This window comes from Methylophaga sp. UBA3603 (assembly GCF_002375335.1).
In the GTDB taxonomy this organism is placed as follows: Bacteria; Pseudomonadota; Gammaproteobacteria; order Nitrosococcales; family Methylophagaceae; genus Methylophaga.
The window spans coordinates 580,683-600,680 of sequence record NZ_DFMC01000009.1; the positions used below are offsets into that span (position 1 = coordinate 580,683).

A 19,998-nucleotide genomic window follows, 5' to 3' on the forward strand; every position below is an offset into this window, starting at 1 on the left:
TTCGTTGCTCGTCGTTTATTTAGAATGACTAAACTGCTCTCCTTGCGCCTTGATTGGTGCTTTTTCAGTCACAACAGAGGCGGCTATGAAAGATCAACAGGCCCTAGATAGCTGGACATTTTTCTCAATAGTTTGCATTGCATATCGGCTGACAGGTACACCTAAAGGAGTACTTATTGAGGAGAATTATCAATCCATCATTATTAAGCTAAGTTCAAAGCGGGTTTGAAATGAACCTGTATTCAACATGTTAAATGTTTTTTTTAAATTACTTATCAAAATAATAACTACAAGAAATTACACGCTTAATAAGCTGGAGATGATTCTTATGAGAGAAAATAACATGAGCACTACAAGTGCCTCCGTCACGGGAGAGCATTCCAATGACCTTGAACGCTCCATAGACTGGAAGCAGGGGCTGGCTATTGCGTCCGGCGTACCGTTACTGATTTTACCTTCATTGGGTTACTTTCCCCTCTGGGTCGCCTCTGCAGCAATCCTTATCTGGGGTTTATCGGTACTGCAGGGCTTTATGCAAAATCTTGCCTATGCTGAATTAGCCACTACCTTTCCTAAAGCCTCGGGTTTACCTGGTTTTGCCCAAAATGTATTCAAAACCCAGAATTACGATGGAAACTATGACAAAGGAAAGCTTATCGGTGGTTTCAGTGCCTGGAGTTACTGGTTTGCATGGAATCCAGTACTGGCGATTTTTGCCATACTTGTCGGTAGTTATCTGCATGGACTATTTCCGGTGCTGGGAACGATGTTTACCGAATATCAGCTCTCTTTGATATCAGGAGGTGTGATTTTTAGTGTACTGCTTATCATCAACAGCTTTGGTCTTAAAGACAGTGCGATTTTAGGTTACATCCTGGCAGCCATTTCGTTGATACCACTGGTGGTAATGACTGTTACCCCTTTTGCTACCGGGGCAGTGGAAATCAGTAATATCACAAACAGCTGGTTGCCTGCAGATTGGTCCTGGGATATGCACCATATATTGATTTTATTCGGTTTGTTTGCGATTGCCCAATGGAGTGCCTGTGCATGGGAAACCGCAGCGATTTACGGTCCTGAATATAAAAAACCAGGCACGGACGTTCCCAAGGCATTGTTTGTCTGTGGGGCAATCTGCTTATTTTCCTTTGTACTGGTCCAGGCGGCTGTTATCGGCGTTTTAGGCGTTGATGGTGTTCTTGCTGAACCCTTGTCACCAATGATTCCAGTTGCTGAAGCTGCCTTTGGTAAGGCGGGTGCAATGATTGCCATTATTATGCTGATTGCTGCAATGATTCTGATTATTCAAACAGCCTATCTTGGCTCTGCCAGAGCTATGCACTCAATGGCGAGTGAAGGAAATTTACCGAGAGTATTTGGCAAATTGAATTCACGAGGAACACCCGTTGTGGCAATGGTGGTTATCGGTCTTTTTAACCTGATATTGATTTCGATGGGTACACCGGCGGCCATTTTAGCTGCTTCAGCTATTGGTTATACCTGTGCAAATGGCATCAGCCTGTTTGCTTATGTCAAAGCTAAAAATAATCCTAACTTTGCCAATCTGGACAGACCATTCAAAGCGCCAAAAGGTTGGAAGAACGTTGCTCTGCTATTCGGTTTGTTCAATATTCCGCTTTGCCTGATCGGTGTGGTGTATCTGAACAGTCTTGAAGTGGGTTGGTTTTCTACATGGGTTGGTTTTATTGTTCTGGGAATGTACCTGCCTATCTGGCTTTACACGCAATATGAAGCACGCTCGCAGCCAGAGATCGTTGTAAATGCTGCAGCGGGAGATTAATAAAATCGTCGGGTCATATAGTAAAAATGGGAACTTTGCAGTTCTAATGAAGTGTAATTTTGATCACAAATTTACAGTGATTTTCTAACTACTTGGGAGTAATCCTTCTTTGGAATTGTTAGTGCCCTTGCTCGACGTAATAATGTAATCGTTGCTGAGTTACAGCTTAAATTCAGCTTCATTTAATTTCCTCGATCCGTTCTCTCGTTGAGGCGTTGGGTGGATCAGGCCAGATAACGAAATTAGCAGTTTTTTGTTATCAAAGGCTGATCCACCTTTTTTTTGAGGGATACAGCAGGTGATTAACCAGCAATCTAAAAACAGAAGGATAGATCGATGAACCTACCCCTGCATATTCAACTGGAAGATGTTCAGAATACGCCAGATAAACGCTGCCTAATCATCGATAGAGTTGGTATAAAATCTCTGCGTTATCCCATATTTTTTCAGAGTGATGCTGATGAAGCGCCTATTCGTGTGGTAGCTGACTTCAATATGTATGTGAAGTTACCGCATGATGTCAAAGGCACGCATATGTCTCGCTTCATCGAACTGCTGGAAACGCCCGATTTGGTTATGTCAACTGACAGTATTGGCGATTTTATGAAAACCATGCTGACTCAGCTTGAAGCAGATAGCGGTCACCTGGAAATGCAGTTTCCTTTTTTTATTCGTAAGCAGGCACCGGTTTCCGGCGTCAGCAGTATGATGGATTACGATATCACGCTGATTGCCAATATGCAGGAAACGCTCAGTCTTAAACTCAAAGTAGCGATTCCAGTAACCAGTCTATGTCCCTGCTCGAAAAAAATCTCCGAATATGGTGCTCACAATCAGCGTTCAATGATTACCGTGACTGCGGAATTGGGACAGATTATCAGTCTAAAATCTCTGATTGAGAAGATTGAAAAACAGGCTTCCAGTGAGCTTTACGGCTTGCTCAAACGCCCAGATGAAAAGTTCGTCACCGAATATGCATACGATAATCCAAAATTTGTCGAAGATCTGGTGCGTGATGTGGCTGCCTCGTTAAATAGCTGTGAAGCCATTGTCGATTACATCATTGAATGTGAAAACTTCGAGTCGATACATAACCATTCGGCTTATGCCATGTTGCAGAAAAGCAGGGGATCGCTATGAACTATCCATTACAGCCACCCAGTTTTCCGCTTTCTGAATCGACAGTAATCTCTCCGGTAGAAGAAATCATTGATGAAATACGCCAGGGCAGAATGGTTATTCTGATTGATGATGAGGATCGGGAAAATGAGGGGGATATCGTGATAGCAGCCGATGCCGTCACAGCAGAACATATCAACTTCATGGCCCGTTATGCCCGGGGACTGATTTGTCTGACATTGACCGAAGCACGTTGTCGTCAGTTGGAACTGCCCTTGATGGTCAAACATAATCGAGCGCAGTTAAGCACCAACTTTACGGTATCCATTGAAGCCGCAGAAGGCGTGACCACTGGTATTTCTGCTGCAGACCGTGCTCGAACTGTTCAGGCTGCAGTGGCAGCGAATGCCACTCCAACCGATATTGTTCGGCCAGGGCATATTTTTCCGTTAATGGCACAACCTGGCGGTGTGCTGGCACGGGCAGGCCATACTGAAGCCGGTTGCGATATTGCAGCAATGGCTGATAGAACCCCGGCCGCAGTGATCTGCGAGATCATGAATGAGGACGGTAGCATGGCGAGATTGCCTGATCTGCAGGGATTTGCCCGTGAGCATGGCCTGAAAATCGGCACCATCGCTGATCTGATTGCCTATCGGCATCAGACAGAAACATTGATTGAACGCAAAAGCAGTCGTCTGATCAATACGGTGTTTGGTGATTTTGAGTTGATCGGTTACCGGGATATTACAACGGATAAAACGCATCTGGTCATGCTGTATGGAGATCCAACAAAATCTGCCAGCACGTTAGTCAGAGTTCATGAACCGTTATCAGTCATTGAATTACTTGATGCCAAGCAACACTCCCATAGCTGGAGTATTCATGCTGCAATGCAGAAAATCGCCAGCGAGGGGGCCGGTGTGATTGTGTTGTTACGACGTGATGAGTCCGAACAGGACATTCTCAGGCAAATCAGCAGTCCGGATTCTTTGCCTGTCGCCAGTATTGAGTTGAAGGATTATGGCATCGGTGCTCAAATTCTGCTGGATCTCGGAATCAGACGTATGCGTCTGATGACACGCCCACGCAAAATCCACAATATGACGGGGTTTGGTCTGGTAGTGGAAGACTATGTATTACCTGAAAAGTCGGAAAAGGGGATGGATGCTGCTCTTGCAGAACTGATACAGGCGTTGTAGGGAAATTTAATGTCATTATCGTTGGATAAAGCACTGCACAATCATTTCCAACGCAGTCAGCGTTGGGGTTTTACCTGGGCTTTATGGACCGCTGTGCTGTGGGGTGCCTGGTATGTACCCGGTACAGCAATGTGGTATGAAGAACCCTTTGTCAGTATTCATAGCGGAGATCATGGCATGCGTCTGGCTGCCACGGCTGTGATGACCTGGATCCACGCTGTTGTAGTATTACTGTTTCTAGTTATCTGGAACGGTATGCTGGGCAAGTTACGTGATTATGGACGCACTATTGTGCGTTTCAGACGAATCTCTAAATGGTATGCACTCGCTTCTTTGTGTGGTGGTCCGATGGCCATTTTCGGTTCATATATGGCGATGGGCTATGTCGGCCCTGTGTTTGCAGCGATTACCTCGCTATTTTATCCCGTTGTCGGAGCAATAATTGCGCGACTCTGGTATCACGAAAAAATCTCCGGCCGTGCTGCACTTGGCATGGCAATTATTATCATGGGCGGTATGGTCATTTATGGTCCAGGATTGTTTGGGGAAATTGATATAAGCGAAAACTATGCCTGGCTTGGGTATGTGGGTGGCATCATGTCAGCAATTGGTTGGGGGGCTGAGGGGGCGGTAGCGTCGCGTGCAATGGACGTTACTGATCCTGATGTTGGTATTCAATGTCGCTTCAGCTTTGAAATTCTGTTTTGGGGCATTCTGGTATTGCCAATGATCTACCTGCTGACAGATTTACCCATTATTACATTACTGGTAGATATGCTGACCAGCCCTATGGTGATGATCTGGATGGTGTTGGCTTCGATTGCTCATGCATATTGTTATACCTCATTTTATAAGAGTTTTTCACTGATTGGTGTGGGCCGGGGTGAGGCTATCGGTAATTTATACGGGGTGTTTGCTGTCTTGTTTGTTATGGCATTCACGCTGGAACTACCCGAATGGTATTTCGTGTTGGGCCTGATTCTGACCGTAACCGGCAGCTTTGTTATGTATCGTGAACCGGCTGAGAACATTTCTACTCTTCGTGAGGTGAAATCATGAAACCACCACAAAAGGGTTTTCTGCTGATCACGCTAAATCAGTCCCCGAGTTTGTGGGATTTTGAACTGATTCAACGGGCAATGGTTGAATATGAGCTGCAGGGCCATTACTGGATTAATCATTTTAGTATTGCTTTGGATGAGCTGGCCTCAGCCGGGCTCATTAACCGTATCGGGTATCGGCTTGATGATGGTGAAGCGATTGCGAAGGATCGTTTATTGTTTGAGTTTGCTTTGTCTGACTTTGGTCGACAACGCATGATGGATACCGGTCTATTAGATGGAGTAACAACCAATGACTGAATTCTGGGGATATCCTTACGCCGATGTGCTGGCTTTTGTAATTATATTTGGGCTTAGCCTTGTGGCTTTAGTGTGTGCAAGGATCTTTGTCAAAACGTATTAAGTCTCTATAACTCACGTCAGCTATTCATCTACCTCCTTGGAAGTACGTCTAAAGGCGTGTTGCCATAACATGTCATTAGCAATCATATTGTCAGATACCCAGCTTCGAGCTTTTGTTAATTGTATTTTCAGGATAGTCAGTTGACCATCCTTGATGCGTGATAATGTAAACAATAACAACTAAAAAATTACAGCCAAAGAGCTGTAACTACAGGGGAAAACGGGTGAGTGAGCCTTCAGTACCTGCCAATGTGGCAGCCGTCGATTTGCTGGCAGAAAATAGGGCAGATCCATCAACGTTGCACCGTAGAATCAATTGGACCGGGGCCTTCTGGGTAGCGAGTGGCGTACCGGCACTTGTGCTGTTTTCCATGGGGGCGGTAGCAGCAACAGTTGGCCAGCCAGCCTGGCTGATATGGATCATTTCTATCAGTTTTGGTTTTCTGCAAGCCTTTACCTATGCCGAAATCGCCGGATTATTTCCACATAAAACAGGCGGTGCATCAGTTTATGGTGCAGTAGCCTGGATCCGATATATAAAGATTGTTGCGCCAATATCAGTATGGTGCAACTGGATCGCCTGGGGGCCGGTACTTGCTATCGGCTCTGGGCTGGCAGCAGGATATATTCTCTCCGCTCTGTTTGCACCAGATGCTGTCATCAATAGCTGGCAAATTACGCTGGTCGATCTGTCCTACCTGAAAGATGGTTTGAGTTTGCGAATCAACGCGACATTTATCATCGGTAGTGCCCTGATGCTGGTGGTGTTTGCTATCCAGAATGGCGGCATACTTCGATCGGCACGTGCCACCATGATCTTTGGTTTGACCGGTTTGTTGCCATTAATACTAGTCGGCCTGGTGCCACTTATTACCGGGGATTTACCGTTATCCAATATTACCCCTCTGACACCTCTGGCCTATGATTCAATCGGTCAGGTGATCGACGGTGAATGGAACCTTGAAGGCTGGAAACTGATGGCCGGAGGGCTGTTTATCGCAGCCTGGTCAACTTATGGATTTGAAACGGCGGTTTGTTATACGCGGGAATTCAAAAATCCCAAAAGCGATACTTTCAAGGCCATTTTCTTTTCAGGTTTATTGTGTATTGCAGTGTTTTCACTGGTACCACTGGCATTTCAGGGTCACCTGGGACTTGGACAGCTTGTAGAGCGGGAAACGCTCAATAGTGCCGGTCAGGTTGTGGCGCCGGCAGTTTATGATGGAATGTTATCGGCAGAAATCTACAGTGGTATGGGGGTGGCGAATGTGCTGGCCGGTATTCTGGGTGGGGATAGTATGTTTGCCAATGTGTTTGTGGTGATGCTGGTGCTGGCATTGCTGTTGTCAGTGATGACCACTATGGCCGGTTCATCACGCACTCTTTATCAGGGATCTATTGACGGTATGTTGCCCGGTTATCTATCCAAGGTAAATGAACAGGGAGCGCCGACTGCAGCAATGTGGACCAACCTGATTGTCAATCTGGTGCTGCTTAGCATGTCTGATTATGTATTCCTGCTGGCTGCTTCCAATGTGGGATATATCATTTTTAATTTTCTCAATCTCAACGCTGGTTGGATCCATCGACTGGATCGACCAAATTGGGAACGACCATACCGTGCGCCAACAGTGCTGATTGCTATTGGCACGCTATTGTCCTACCTAAATATGGTGCTGATGGGCATGGGGGCGAATGTCTGGGGAAAAGGAACATTGATGAGTGGCATTCTGCTGGCATTGCTGGTGATTCCGATTTTTATCTGGCGTCATTACCTTGTGGACAAAGGCGTATTTCCCAAAGCCATGCGTGAAGACATGTCACTGGATGAAAATGGCGGCGATATTATTTGCCGTGCCGGTATTCTGCCTTATCTGGTCGTGCTGACGGGCATTCTTATTGTCTTTTACAGCAGTTTGCTGGTGGCTGATCTGTAGCCTCACCCCCCCAGCATTTTTTCTTTCAAAATTCATGTATTCGAATCAATTTCAACGCATGGCGAAACTTGTGCTCATTAAGTCATATCTGACAGCCCATATACTATCTCCGACAGAGTAATCACTTCGCTCAAGCCTCACGTACTTCCTAGGTGGTAACACATCAGGAGAATTGTTGTGGTCTTTGGCAAGGCTGAAAATAAGCTTGCCCGAACTCACAATAATGGAGAACAGAATATGGCACGCGATCCTAAGCACGATATATTATTTGAACCGATTCAAATCGGTCCCAAAACCCTTCGAAATCGTTTTTATCAGGTACCACATTGTATTGGTGCCGGTTCAGATAAACCAGGCTTCCAGGCAGCCCATCGCTCATTGAAAGCTGAGGGTGGCTGGGCGGCGATGAATACTGAATATTGCTCGATCCACCCTGAATCTGACGACACCATGCGGTTGTCTGCCCGTATCTGGGATGAAGGCGACGTACGTAATCTAAAAGCCATGACCGATGAAGTCCATAAATTTGGTGCGTTAGCCGGTGTGGAACTTTGGTACGGCGGTGCTCATGCGCCTTGTCTGGAAAGTCGGGCAACCCCGATGGGCCCAAGTCAGATTGCTTCAGAATTTGAAACTCTTAGTTATTGTAAAGAGATGGATCTGAGCGATATCCAACGGGTCCAGCAATACTACGTTGATGCAGCTTACCGCTCACGTGATGCCGGTTTTGACATTATTTATGTTTACGGCGCGCACTCTTACCTGCCACTGCAATTTTTAAATCCTTATTACAATAAAAGAACTGACCAATATGGTGGTTCACTGGAAAATCGGGCACGTTTTTGGCTGGAAACATTAGAAAAAGTACGTAATGCCGTTGGTAGTGATTGTGCCATTGCGACTCGATTTGCCGTCGATACCCTTTATGGACCGGGCCAGATTGAAGTTGAAGAAGATGGTATGAAGTTCATTCAGATGGCTGATCCTCTGGTTGATTTATGGGATGTGGATGTCGGTGATATTGCGGAGTGGGGCGAAGATGCCGGTCCATCACGCTTCTATCAGCAAGGTCATCAGGTTCCGTGGACCAAGTTTGTTAAAGAAGTTTCCAAAAAACCAGTACTCGGCGTAGGCCGTTTTACCGATCCGGAAAAAATGACTGAAATCGTCACCAAAGGGTATGCCGATATTATTGGTGCGGCACGTCCATCTATTTCAGATCCGTTCTTACCGAAGAAAATCGAAGAAGGGCGTTACGACGATATTCGAGTATGTATTGGTTGTAATGTCTGTATTTCCCGTTGGGAAATTGGTGGCCCGCCAATGATCTGTACGCAGAATGCGACAGCGGGTGAAGAGTATCGCCGCGGTTGGCATCCGGAAAAATTCAAGAAAGCCACTTCCTCTGATTCAGTATTGGTTGTTGGTGCAGGACCTTCAGGTGCTGAGGCTGCGCGTGTACTGATGGAGCAAGGCTATGTGGTTCACGTTTACGATACCGCTGAAAAAGTCGGTGGACATTTGAACCAGATTGCATCTTTACCAGGCCTGGGTGAATGGGGATATCACCGTGATTACCGTGAAACCCAGTTGCAGAAACTGGTCAAGAAAAACAAAAACAGTGTGTTGGCGCTGGGGCAAAAAGCGCTCACTGCCGATGATGTACTGGAATATGGTGCAGAAAAAGTCATTATCGCTACCGGTGCCAAATGGCATACCAATGGGGATAACTGTCTGACTCATGATGCCATTCCCGGGGCTGATGCGTCATTACCGGATCAATTAACACCTGAACAAGTCATATCAGGTGAAAAGAAAATCGGTAAGCGGGTCGTTATTCTCAATGCCGACAGTTATTTCATGGCGCCAAGTCTGGCTGAAAAACTGGTTAATGACGGTCATGAAGTCACCATCGTTACGGGTGTCCACCTGGCGAAATATATGGAATTCACCCTGGAATATCCAAATATGATGCGTCGTTTGCACGAATTGAATATCGAAGAAATTGGCAATCATTTCTGTAGCCGCATTGAAACCGGACGTCTGGAAATTTACAACATGTGGGGTGATGGCTCACGTCGCAGCTACCGTGGCCCTGGCAAGTTGCCACGTGACGAGAACAAAACGCATCGCTGGCTGGAGTTTGATTCTCTGGTACTGGTCACAGGTCGTAAATCTGATAACAAGCTTTATCAGGAACTCAAGGCTCGTGAAAGTGAATGGGCTGAGAACGATATCAAAGGCGTGTACCTGATTGGTGATGCTGAAGCGCCTCGTTATATCGCCGATGCCACCTTTACCGGTCATCGTGTGGCACGTGAGATTGAGTCTGAAAATCCTCAATTCCCGCTGCCATACAAACGCGAAACGATTGCCTGGGGCACACCGCATATGCCGGGTGGTAACCATGAGATCGAGTACAAGATCTAAATAGCAGGAACCGGTTGTGTGCTGTCAATTGTGACAGCACACCTACCGTTCGCTCAATCATTATGAATTTCCCAGGAAAGTAGGTGTGTCATGAATGAAGCACATGAAATTACTCGAATTCTGTTTGAAGGCTTTTCAAACTGGTCAATTTATCTTTTCTACGTAATTGGCTATACCGCTATCGGTATATTTCTTTACGGTGTTTATGTGCAGATCCGCAAGTATCGTCGCGGCAAGCCTGATGCTTCTTGGGGTGAGTTTTTTGCACGCTTTAAAGACATGTGCAAGACCATGGCTACGCATCGCACCCTTAAACGGCGTGATAAGTCAGCTGGTCGTGCCCATGCATTGATATTTTTTGGCTTTGTGCTGCTGTTTATCGGCACAGCCACGATTACCCTCGAATACGACATTCTGGAACCCCTGTTTGGTATCACGTTCTGGTATGGCGATTTTTATCTGTGGTTCTCCTTGGTTCTGGATTTGGCTGGTGTCGGCCTGATTGGGGGACTGCTTTATATGATGTACCGCAGAAAATGGTTAAAGCTGCCCAAACTTGACTATGCTCGCCCGGATCGTGAGCCCGGCGACCCCGATTATGATCGCAGTGGTTACCGCCGCGAAGACTGGGCTTTTTTATGGGCGCTTATCCTGATTGGCTTCACAGGCTTTTTACTGGAAGCCGCACGTCTGGTCTGGTTAAGTGATACCGCGACTGTCTGGGATTATCGCTGGTGGTCACCCATCGGGGCACTGATGGCACATGTAATGGCTGGCCTGGGCATGGGGGCAGAAGCAGCAGGCAATTTCCGCACTGGACTGTGGTGGTTCCATGGTGTGTTGGCTTTGGCCTTTGTCGCACTGATTCCATACACCAAAGTGAAACATATCTTCACTGCATCTGCGTCTTTGATGTTCCGTGATCCGATGGCGGGTAAGCGGTTGCCGAGTGTGCCGGAAGATCAGGAAGATATTGGTATCAAAACCATTACTGACCTTACCTGGAAACAGTTGCTGCATCTCGATTCCTGTACCAAATGTGGCCGTTGCCATGAAGCTTGTCCGGCAACTGCTGTAGGTGCACCGTTATCACCGCGTGATGTGATCCTGTCATTACGTGAATTTGCCAATAAATCATTGCAATCCAAGGAGCTGCCAGAACAGGCCGAGCTGGATGTTCATGGCAAGGATGTCGGTCAGGTATTCATGGAAACACTTTGGTCATGTCGAACTTGTATGGCCTGTGTGGAGATTTGTCCGGTAGCGATCGAGCATGTTCCTATCATTGTGCAGATGCGTCGCAAGCTGGTAGATGAAGGCAATATGGAACCGATTCTGCAGAAAACCATGCAGTCAATCCATAAAAACGGCAACTCGATGAATGAATCGAAACGTAAACGTCCACGTTGGACCAAAGAATTACCGTTCACCATTAAAGATGCACGTAAAGAACCGGTTGATGTGATGTGGTTTGTCGGCGACTACGCTTCTTTTGATCCCCGAAACCAGGTAGTGACCCGCTCTTTTGCCAAGTTGATGAAACAGGCAGGCGTTGATTTCGGCTTGCTTTACGAAGCAGAAATGAATGCCGGTAATGATGTGCGTCGAGTCGGTGAGGAAGGGCTCTACGAGTTCCTGGCGAATGCCAACATTAGCACCCTGGAAAAATGTGATTTCAATTCGATTGTAACCACCGACCCTCACTCATTCAACACCATTCGTAATGAATATCCGGATTTCGGTGGTGAATTTGAAATTCAGCATTACACCACCTTGCTCAAGCAGTTATTTGAACAGGGCAAACTCAAGCTCAACAAAAAACTAGATTACCGCGTGACATTCCATGACCCATGTCATCTTGGACGCTATAACAAAGGCTATGACGCACCTCGTGAACTGATCAAGTTGCTGGGATGTGAACTGATCGAAATGGATCGTAATCGTGACAACTCCTTCTGCTGTGGTGCCGGTGGTGGTCGTATCTGGATTCCGGATCCGGTCGGTATTGAAAAACCGTCTGAGAACCGGATGCGTGAGGCAGCAGAAATTGAAGAGCTTGATGTCTTTATCGTGTCATGCCCGAAAGATCTGACCATGTTTGAAGATGCACTCAAAACCGCTGGATATGAAGGCAAATTCGTCGTGAAAGAGTTAATTGAGCTGGTCAATGAATGTGTCGAGTTTGATGAAGTTGAGGTCATCGATGCCGATGTTGTTTCCGCCTGATATCTGCCTGCCGGAGACTGCCGATGCACTGATTAACTGTGCGATAAGCAGTGGCGATCTGCATAGTGCAGCAGCAGTGTATGAACTGGCTGAGGGTGAGCATAAACAGCAGTTGAGCGACATACTTTGTAAGGAGCGTCGCAACACACTGCTGTTGGCTCGCTGGGAGCATACACCTGCAGCAGTGCTGCAAATGCTGGCGGAAATCGAGGATGAAACAATCCGGTTAAGATTGGATAAAAATCCATCCAGTCGTGCCGGCACATTGAACACTATCTATAAAAAAGGTGGTCATGATCGGCAGTTGATCAGCCTGCTGACTCAGCATGCACACAGCTCATCGACATTACTGAACAGTCTGGCTATGAGCGAGGATGACATTCCAATTCTCAAATCCATTGCTGCGCATCCAAATACCGATGCAAATACATTGAATCGCCTTGAACAACGTTATCCAGATATGTTTGATAACGAACTGGCTGTCCATGCTGAAACACCCCCTGAATTACTGGAAAAGCTCTATCAGCGAGGTAACTGTTTTATCCGATCCGCTGTGGTGACTCATATCCGATGTCCACAGTTTTTGCTGGATTTGGCATTTAATGAAACAGACATAAACATTCTAAGACATCTGGCGGCAAATCCCCGGTTATCCCCGGAAAAATTAGCCATTCTGGCGCAACATGATGACGTCAGCGTGCTTCGTACTCTGGCAGGTAATCCATCTCTGAGCAAAGAGCTCGCTAACCAGATGATCCATAACAGTACCAATATTGTGCGTCGGGCTTTGGCGAGTCGAACTGACCTGACAGATGAAAATTTGCAGCAGCTGGCTAATGATGAAGATCACTGGGTTAGACAGAGAGTAGCCCGTCATCCCCAATTAGATGAAATGCTGCTTAATAAACTGGCCCAGGACCAGAATGATGAAGTTCGTCGTGCAGTAACGCGAAACCCACTGACATCCATCGATATTCTCAGACGGCTTTCTGTAGATAACAGCGTCTGGGTCAGAGCCGGTGTGGCGTATCAAAAGAACACCCCTGCAGATGTGCTCGGCATGCTGTCTGCTGAAGATGATGTCGACGTGCTGAGCGGAGTGGCCAGCAACGCTAATACCCCGCAAGCCATTTTGATAAGACTGTCGGGTTCTCAACAGACTGATATACGTCGTGGCGTAATTATTAATCCAAAGGCCGAGCGAGACACTCTGCTGCCTCTGCTGGAAGACCCGTATTACTTGCATCGGTTAATGCTGGTATCCAACCCTTCACTGAATGATCACGACCGCTGGAGCCTGCATGACGATCCTGATCTATCCGTCCGTTTTATGGTGTTCAAATGGTTTACACAAAAATATTTGCAGCCTTAGCTGCATTAGAAATGCTGTTTTATACAGTCAACTAGGAGATAAATCTGATGAAAATACTGGTTGCAGTTAAAGAAGTCGCTGCATTAGATGAAGACTTCGAAATTCGTGATGATCAACTTGATGTCGATGAGGATTTTCTGCTTTACGACCTCAACGAGTGGGATGATTTTTCACTTGAAGAAGCGATGGTTATCAAAGAATCATCTGACACCGAAGTTGAAGTGGTGGTGGTATCGGTCGGACCGGAAAGGGTCGATGACGTCCTGAGAAAATGCTTGGCTAAAGGTGCTGATCGCGCTATTCGAGTCTGGGATGATGCAATGGAAGGTTCTGATTCTGTCACGATTGGTCGCATCCTGTCCGCTGTCGTCGAAAAAGAAAAACCGGATATGGTATTTGCTGGTGTGCAGTCATCAGATGAAGCCGCTGGTTCAACCGGTATTTCACTGGCAGCCAGCCTTAATTGGCCACATGCGGCAGTGGTTGCAGGACTTGAATATCAGCCTGGCAGTAATAAAGCCAAAATCACCCGGGAACTGGAAGGCGGACTTTCACAGGAAGTGGAAATTGACTGCCCATCAGTGCTCACCATCCAGCTTGGTATCAATACCCCGCGTTACGCCTCATTACGTGGCATCAAGCAGGCAGCTGCCAAACCTGTAGATGAAATCAGCCTGAGTGATTTGGGTTTGAGTGAGAGTGATGTTGGTGTTGATGCTGCTTTATCACGTGTACGGCGCATGTATATTCCTGAAAAAGGGATGGCCTCAATGATTGAAGGTACACCTGCTGAACAGGCAGCAAAACTGGCTGAAATTATTCGTGAGTTCAAAGGGGAATAACCATGAAAACATTCTTACTAATTGCTGAACACCGTCGTGGCGAACTGCGACCTATCTCACTGGAAGTTATTGCTGCGGCACAGGAACTAAGACAGGCTGATGACAAGGTTGTGGTAGCTGTGATTGGCGAACAGGCTGAAAATTATGTTGCCGATCTGTCAGTGGCCGGTGTAGATGAAATCATCACGGTAAAAACGGCCACTGTCGAGTTTGATCCGGATATCTTTGAAGCTGCAATCACTTCGCTGATGGAAAAGCTGGATCCCGAAGTGGTTCTGCTCCCTCATAGTGTCGATTCTCTAGGCTACGCAGCCACTCTGGCACGCAAGGGTAATTATGGCTTTGCTACCGATGTATATGGACTGCAATATGATGGCGATGAACTGGTGGCGACACGATCCGGCTATGACCAGAAGGTCAATGTAGAGCTGGATTTTCCAGGCAAGCAATGTGTGCTGTTGACCATTCGTCCAAGCGTCTTCAAACCGACTGAGGAAAAAGCTTCTCCATCGGTATCGTCAGAAGATATGACCAATATCGAATCACGCAGTACTAACCTGGAATTTGTTGAGGCCGGTGGGGCAGATGATATTGATATCACCACGGTCGATTTCATTATGTCGATAGGCCGGGGTATTGCCGAAGAAGCTAATGTTGAACAGTTCCGTGAGCTGGCTGAGATGGCAGATGCCACTTTGTGTTGCTCAAGACCTATTGCCGATTCCGGTTGGTTACCAAAATCCCGTCAGGTCGGTCAGTCAGGCAAGGTGGTTGGATCCTGCAAACTGTATGTAGCGATGGGCATTTCCGGTTCGATTCAGCATATGGCGGGCATGAAACATGTGCCGACTATTGTTGCTGTAAACAGTGATCCAGGCGCTTCGATTTTTACTATCGCCAAATACGGCATTGTCGGCGATATTTTCGAAATCGAAGAAGAGTTGCGCAGCCATTTTGAATAGGCTGGATTTATAGGGATTGTTGTTCTCTCAGAACATTCAACAATTAGTGATGGAATAACAATTGACCCTCCTAAATTCGTGGGCTGGCGGGGTTACTGGCAGTGTCTGCCTTGGCAGACATCCCCGTTGGTTTCGCGACCTATATGAAGGAAAATCGGTATGACAGATGATCTAAAAGTGTCAGCAACGAAAGCTGGTTTGAATGGCAAAGGTCTACGGATCGGTATCGTTCAGTCCCGCTTTAATCCGGCCATTGGCAGCGCCTTGGTCAGCGGCTGTATCGATGAACTTAATCGAGCGGCGGTAGCCAGCAACGATATTGTGCTGTTTACCGTACCAGGCGCACTAGAAATATCATTGGTTTTATCAGAACTGTCGGAGAGCGGAAAATTTGATGGTCTGATAGCGTTAGGCTGTGTGATACGCGGTGAAACCTATCATTTTGAGGTGGTTTGCAATGAATCAGCTCGGGCCATTACGGAAATACAGCAGCATTACCGTGTCCCTATTGCCAATGCCATTCTGACGACCGAAAACGAAGAACAGGCGAGTACCCGAGCTCGTGTCAAAGGCAAAGAGTCAGCCCAGGTTGTGCTGGAAATGATTCAAACCCTGCAACGGTTACAGCAACTCCCAAAATCTATATCGGCTTAATAAATATTCTTGATCTTGTAGAAGACCTCAACTGATTCAATTCGAGTATGGCTATTTACTCCATTGGGAGTACGCCATCTTGGGAATTTTCGAGCATTGCTTGCTGGGCTATGGTTTGTCTATGCCATAAATTTTAATGAATGTGGAGATCGCAATGCTTAGAAATTCAATCCTGAACGTACGTCATAAGGAACTCGGTTCGTTATTGAATGGGGACACCTGGAACAATATGCCGATTCCGTGGAGCTATAAATCGGATGCTGATGAAGAGGTGATTGCTGTTCGTACTCGGGCAGGTCTGTATGACGTATCTGCTTTGAATATTCTGAATGTGAGCGGTCCTGATGCAACGGCAGTAGTGGACCAACTGGTCACTATTGATGTCACCAAAATGGAACCAGGTACCTCAAGGCTGGCAGCTGAAGTGGATGAGACTGGTGCGTTATGTGATGACATTATGGTAATTTGCGATGCGCCGAATCAATTCCGCCTGTCACATGGCAGCGGTGCCACCCCACAGCAGCTGGAGAAGCTCTCTCAGGGTAAAAATGTTCAGATCGCAGCGGACTTGGATGTACATATCCTGTCATTGCAGGGACCAAAATCCTTGGAAGTGCTGAATCCTCATCTGGACTTTGATTTGGAAACGCTGCCTTATTTCCGTCATGTTGACGCGAAACTGTTTGGCTGTGCTATCAAAATTGCCCGTGGCGGCTATTCTGGCGAGCGTGGTTATGAAGTCTACTGCAGTGCCGATGATGCCATTCATATCTGGGACATGATTCTGGAAAAAGGCAAACCATTTGGTGTGATTGCCGCCTCCTGGGATTCGCTTGATCTTACCCGTGTAGAAGCAGGTCTGCTGTTTTTCCCCTATGAGATGCCTGAGGGCGATACCACCCCCTGGGAAGTCAATATGGGCTGGGGTGTCGATCTGGATAAACCTGGCGATTATATCGGCAAAGCAGCTGTATTGGCCTCTAAAGGCAAAGAACGCTTCAAGCAGGCCGGTATTACCTGTATGACCGCCGAGGCTGTTGAGCCTGGTTCTCGTATTACCCATGACGGTAAAGATATTGGGGTGGTGACCAGTTCCAGTTACAGCAATTACCTGATGCAATCTCTGGCGCTGGTGCATTTGCATCCTGATCATCTCGCGATAGGGACTCAAGTGATGGTGGAAGGCAAACAACCGGTCAAAGCCTATGTTGCCAAAATGCCTTTCTATGATCCGATGCGCCTGCGTACTCATCCGGAACAACAAAAGTAAATAGTCTGCACAGCGCCAGCCAGGAATCTGGTCGCGCTTAGCCAGATTTAATGAGGAAATCATTATGCAAAGAGGTTACTGGATAAGAAGCAAACCACTGTACGACTCACTGGTATGGCAAACCCCTGCGGTTGCACATCTGGTGGTAGCCGGGGGCGAGGGTGGTATTGCTGTTCTTAAATTATTTCAGCAGATGTACCCCAAAGAGCCTATTCAGGTGCTTTATGCAGATTTACCAACGGCCAAAAAAAATTATTCAGACATCCTGCAGCAAATCGTACTGGAGGAGCTTGATATTTGTGATTCAGAAGAAAGCTTGCTGGCAAATCTGGAACAACGACTGAAAGACTGCACGATGGGAACCCACTTTTATGTGGCAGGCAGCGAAGCTTTTATGTGGCAAGTTTTGCAGAAAACCCGTGCTGCTGGTGTTCAGGATGTTGATGTGCAGAAAGAGTTGTGCGGCACATTGGCAAGGCCGGTGTATTGTGTTCATTGCAAAACCATTACCCGTGATGTTCATCACAATGTCTTCCCATGTAGCAATTGTGGTCGACATCTGTTTGTCCGTGACCATTTTTCCCGGCGTCTTGGTGCGTACATGGGGGTGATGGTGGATGCAGAGGAGCCTGGCAACATTCCACAGATTGAAGAGGTTTATCCATGAGTATCCTGAACGTAAAAGTGGCCGATGTCGAACAGGTCACCGATATGGTGAAACATTTCACGCTGGTTCAAGAAAATGGCCAGCCGTTACCGAGGTTTTCCGGTGGCAGTCATGTAGTAGTGTCGATGAACATCAATGGTCGAATCCATCGTAATCCTTATTCACTGATGGGATCTCCGGAAAATACTGATAGTTATCATATTTCAGTGCGTCGACAGGAAAATTCGCGTGGTGGTTCGGTATTCATGCATGACGGCGTCGAAGTAGGAGCCAAGTTGCAGATAACCTATCCCGTCAATCTGTTCAGTCTTTCCAAGTTAGGAAAAAAACACATTCTGGTTGCCGGCGGTATCGGAATTACGCCATTTATGTCGCAAATCGCCGATTTAAACCGACTCGGTGATGAGTATGAAATGCATTACGCCTTCCGTTCAGCTGAGCATGGTGCTTTTGTAGAACAACTACAACAAATGTGTGGTGATCGATTGCATCTGCATATTGAAAGTGAAGGACAGCGAATTAATTTCCATGACCTTCTATCCAACCAACCTCTTGGTACCCATATTTATGTGTGTGGTCCAGAGCCGATGGTCAATGCATTATTACTGACAGCCAAAGATTTAGGCTGGCCAAAAACGCATGTTCATAGCGAGCAGTTCCTGGCACCACCTATCGGTGATTCGTTTCGAGTGCAACTCGTCAAGTCCAATATGGAAATTGAAGTCCCTGGCGATATGAGCATGCTCGAAGCAATGGAAGAGGCTGGTCTGGAACCTGATTTTCTCTGCCGTGGCGGTGCATGTGGGCGCTGTGAAGTCGAAGTTCTGGAGTGCGATGGTGCACTGATGCATAACGATCATTATCTGTCTGATGCCGAGAAAGCGTCTGGCAACAAAATCATGCCCTGCGTCTCCAGGGCCCGCTGTCAGAAATTATTACTCAATATCTGAGGACGTCTTATGAATACTCCAGCCTTTAAAAAAGAAACTTTCCGTGACGATTACACTTTCCGTAATTCACCTGAGGCAATACGGCGTTTTCCATTTCCGTTTGCCGAAGATGAATACATGTACAGCGTCAATATCGAGCAGCATGTATCTACCAACCCGGGATCGGTTTTTGAATATGCCATCGATATTGATGAGCATTACATCGCCGAATGTGAGGATCGACGTCTGACTCTTGAACGCGATCCTACGCGTTATATTGCATTGCCACACATGATGGACGCTCAATGGGACATGGTCGAACTGATCATGGATTCATTGTCGACAGATTATCCCCAATGGTTTGAACTGACCAAAAACGGCAATCAATGGCATTGGATTAACAAACCACTGGAAATTGATCAGACCTTTACTTTTGGTGATACCAGTACATTGCCAATGGAGCCGTTTGAATACATCAGCCGTCAGGTACAGGGTGACTGGATCATCATGGATCATCGCGACGACGACTTGTTTGCTGATATGGGTATGGTCACCAGTCAGGCCGACTGGTCAATCGCTTTTGATGCCGGAATGTCTTTCAAAGAGTGGCATGGCCCGGTTCCACAAGCGAATGAAATCGGCATTTTTGACCGGGCATTGAAATATTTGCTGCATCTGCAATATGGCAGTCCGGTGCGCCGACTTAACTGGACCATGACAGTGAATCCACGTCTTGATACTTCTCCTGAAGAGTTTCCATTATGGGGACCGGATAACGCTTCTGTTACTCCGGAAAATGTCGGAGAGAAAGTGCACCTTCGTGTTGAATTGCAGGCGCTATTCCGTCTGCCACGTAGTAATGCGATTGCCTTCAGTGTGCGTGGTTATCTTATCAGCCTCGATGAATTGATCACTTATCCAAAATGGGCAAAACGGCTACGTCGGGTGCTGACTAATCTGCATCCTGATCTCTCCGAATATAAGGGCCTGGATCTTTATCGACAAACCGTTATCGATTATTTGGAACCATTAGAAGACGGAGCCGAACTGGGATTGGGTACCCAGCCGGAATAAATTTCCTTTCAAAGAATATGGGCTTTCGTCCATAGCACTGGCCGCTGGCT

16 protein-coding genes are annotated in these 19,998 nt (G+C 46.8%); all 16 read left to right on the forward strand.

The genetic code is table 11. From position 1 onward, the window contains the following. The first annotated feature begins 343 nt into the window (after positions 1-343). Complete coding sequence (locus tag B4F66_RS10025; RefSeq protein ID WP_292355672.1) at positions 344-1,801, forward strand: APC family permease; 1,458 nt, start codon at positions 344-346, stop codon at positions 1,799-1,801. A gap of 336 nt (positions 1,802-2,137) precedes the next feature. Further along, positions 2,138-2,941: a GTP cyclohydrolase FolE2 gene (folE2, locus tag B4F66_RS10030; RefSeq protein WP_292355674.1), complete on the forward strand. Its 804-nt coding sequence runs from the start codon at positions 2,138-2,140 to the stop codon at positions 2,939-2,941. Next, positions 2,938-4,122, forward strand: a complete 1,185-nt coding sequence (gene ribBA, locus B4F66_RS10035; protein ID WP_292355676.1) for a bifunctional 3,4-dihydroxy-2-butanone-4-phosphate synthase/GTP cyclohydrolase II — start codon at positions 2,938-2,940, stop codon at positions 4,120-4,122. Before folE2 ends, ribBA begins: the two co-directional genes overlap by 4 nt. 9 nt (positions 4,123-4,131) lie before the next feature. Next, positions 4,132-5,181 carry a DMT family transporter gene (locus tag B4F66_RS10040; protein ID WP_292355678.1) on the forward strand — a complete coding sequence of 350 codons (1,050 nt, stop codon included), beginning with the start codon at positions 4,132-4,134 and terminating at the stop codon, positions 5,179-5,181. Beyond that, entirely contained in the window at positions 5,178-5,483 is a 306-nt protein-coding gene (locus B4F66_RS10045; protein ID WP_292355680.1) for a hypothetical protein, read from the forward strand. Before B4F66_RS10040 ends, B4F66_RS10045 begins: the two co-directional genes overlap by 4 nt. A gap of 326 nt (positions 5,484-5,809) precedes the next feature. Continuing rightward, positions 5,810-7,522: an APC family permease gene (locus B4F66_RS10050; protein WP_292355682.1), complete on the forward strand. Its 1,713-nt coding sequence runs from the start codon at positions 5,810-5,812 to the stop codon at positions 7,520-7,522. 177 nt (positions 7,523-7,699) lie between these two features. Then, entirely contained in the window at positions 7,700-9,952 is a 2,253-nt protein-coding gene (locus B4F66_RS10055) for an oxidoreductase (RefSeq protein ID WP_292355685.1), read from the forward strand. A 90-nt stretch (positions 9,953-10,042) separates the two neighbouring features. Continuing rightward, positions 10,043-12,178 carry a heterodisulfide reductase-related iron-sulfur binding cluster gene (locus tag B4F66_RS10060; RefSeq protein ID WP_292355687.1) on the forward strand — a complete coding sequence of 712 codons (2,136 nt, stop codon included), beginning with the start codon at positions 10,043-10,045 and terminating at the stop codon, positions 12,176-12,178. Beyond that, positions 12,156-13,550 (forward strand): hypothetical protein, encoded by a 1,395-nt coding sequence (locus B4F66_RS10065; RefSeq protein WP_292355689.1) that lies wholly within the window; start codon positions 12,156-12,158, stop codon positions 13,548-13,550. Before B4F66_RS10060 ends, B4F66_RS10065 begins: the two co-directional genes overlap by 23 nt. Positions 13,551-13,597: 47 nt before the next feature. Beyond that, positions 13,598-14,392: an electron transfer flavoprotein subunit beta/FixA family protein gene (locus tag B4F66_RS10070; protein ID WP_292355691.1), complete on the forward strand. Its 795-nt coding sequence runs from the start codon at positions 13,598-13,600 to the stop codon at positions 14,390-14,392. Positions 14,393-14,394: 2 nt separating this feature from the next. Continuing rightward, the gene (locus tag B4F66_RS10075; protein WP_292355692.1) at positions 14,395-15,354 is read left to right on the forward strand and encodes an electron transfer flavoprotein subunit alpha/FixB family protein; all 960 of its coding nucleotides are present in this window, start codon (positions 14,395-14,397) and stop codon (positions 15,352-15,354) included. 159 nt (positions 15,355-15,513) lie between these two features. Further along, a complete protein-coding gene (gene ribH, locus B4F66_RS10080; protein WP_292355693.1) occupies positions 15,514-16,008 on the forward strand; it encodes a 6,7-dimethyl-8-ribityllumazine synthase in 495 nt (164 codons plus the stop codon). 154 nt (positions 16,009-16,162) lie between these two features. After that, a complete protein-coding gene (locus B4F66_RS10085; RefSeq protein WP_292355694.1) occupies positions 16,163-17,278 on the forward strand; it encodes an aminomethyl transferase family protein in 1,116 nt (371 codons plus the stop codon). Positions 17,279-17,342: 64 nt separating this feature from the next. After that, positions 17,343-17,945, forward strand: a complete 603-nt coding sequence (locus tag B4F66_RS10090; RefSeq protein WP_292355695.1) for a dimethylamine monooxygenase subunit DmmA family protein — start codon at positions 17,343-17,345, stop codon at positions 17,943-17,945. Then, positions 17,942-18,895: a PDR/VanB family oxidoreductase gene (locus B4F66_RS10095; RefSeq protein WP_292355697.1), complete on the forward strand. Its 954-nt coding sequence runs from the start codon at positions 17,942-17,944 to the stop codon at positions 18,893-18,895. The genes B4F66_RS10090 and B4F66_RS10095 overlap by 4 nt, the downstream gene beginning before the upstream one ends. Before the next feature lie 9 nt (positions 18,896-18,904). Further along, entirely contained in the window at positions 18,905-19,948 is a 1,044-nt protein-coding gene (locus tag B4F66_RS10100) for a heme-dependent oxidative N-demethylase family protein (protein WP_292355699.1), read from the forward strand. The last annotated feature ends 50 nt before the right edge of the window (positions 19,949-19,998 follow it).

Bases quoted from the DNA above. Each gene is read 5' to 3' on its own strand.
- B4F66_RS10025 (WP_292355672.1), top strand. From the start codon at position 344: ATGAGCACTACAAGTGCCTCCGTCACGGGAGAGCATTCCAATGACCTT.
- folE2 (WP_292355674.1), top strand. From the start codon at position 2,138: ATGAACCTACCCCTGCATATTCAACTGGAAGATGTTCAGAATACGCCA.
- ribBA (WP_292355676.1), top strand. From the start codon at position 2,938: ATGAACTATCCATTACAGCCACCCAGTTTTCCGCTTTCTGAATCGACA.
- B4F66_RS10040 (WP_292355678.1), top strand. From the start codon at position 4,132: ATGTCATTATCGTTGGATAAAGCACTGCACAATCATTTCCAACGCAGT.
- B4F66_RS10045 (WP_292355680.1), top strand. From the start codon at position 5,178: ATGAAACCACCACAAAAGGGTTTTCTGCTGATCACGCTAAATCAGTCC.
- B4F66_RS10060 (WP_292355687.1), top strand. From the start codon at position 10,043: ATGAATGAAGCACATGAAATTACTCGAATTCTGTTTGAAGGCTTTTCA.
- B4F66_RS10065 (WP_292355689.1), top strand. From the start codon at position 12,156: ATGCCGATGTTGTTTCCGCCTGATATCTGCCTGCCGGAGACTGCCGAT.
- B4F66_RS10070 (WP_292355691.1), top strand. From the start codon at position 13,598: ATGAAAATACTGGTTGCAGTTAAAGAAGTCGCTGCATTAGATGAAGAC.
- B4F66_RS10075 (WP_292355692.1), top strand. From the start codon at position 14,395: ATGAAAACATTCTTACTAATTGCTGAACACCGTCGTGGCGAACTGCGA.
- ribH (WP_292355693.1), top strand. From the start codon at position 15,514: ATGACAGATGATCTAAAAGTGTCAGCAACGAAAGCTGGTTTGAATGGC.
- B4F66_RS10085 (WP_292355694.1), top strand. From the start codon at position 16,163: ATGCTTAGAAATTCAATCCTGAACGTACGTCATAAGGAACTCGGTTCG.
- B4F66_RS10090 (WP_292355695.1), top strand. From the start codon at position 17,343: ATGCAAAGAGGTTACTGGATAAGAAGCAAACCACTGTACGACTCACTG.
- B4F66_RS10095 (WP_292355697.1), top strand. From the start codon at position 17,942: ATGAGTATCCTGAACGTAAAAGTGGCCGATGTCGAACAGGTCACCGAT.
- B4F66_RS10100 (WP_292355699.1), top strand. From the start codon at position 18,905: ATGAATACTCCAGCCTTTAAAAAAGAAACTTTCCGTGACGATTACACT.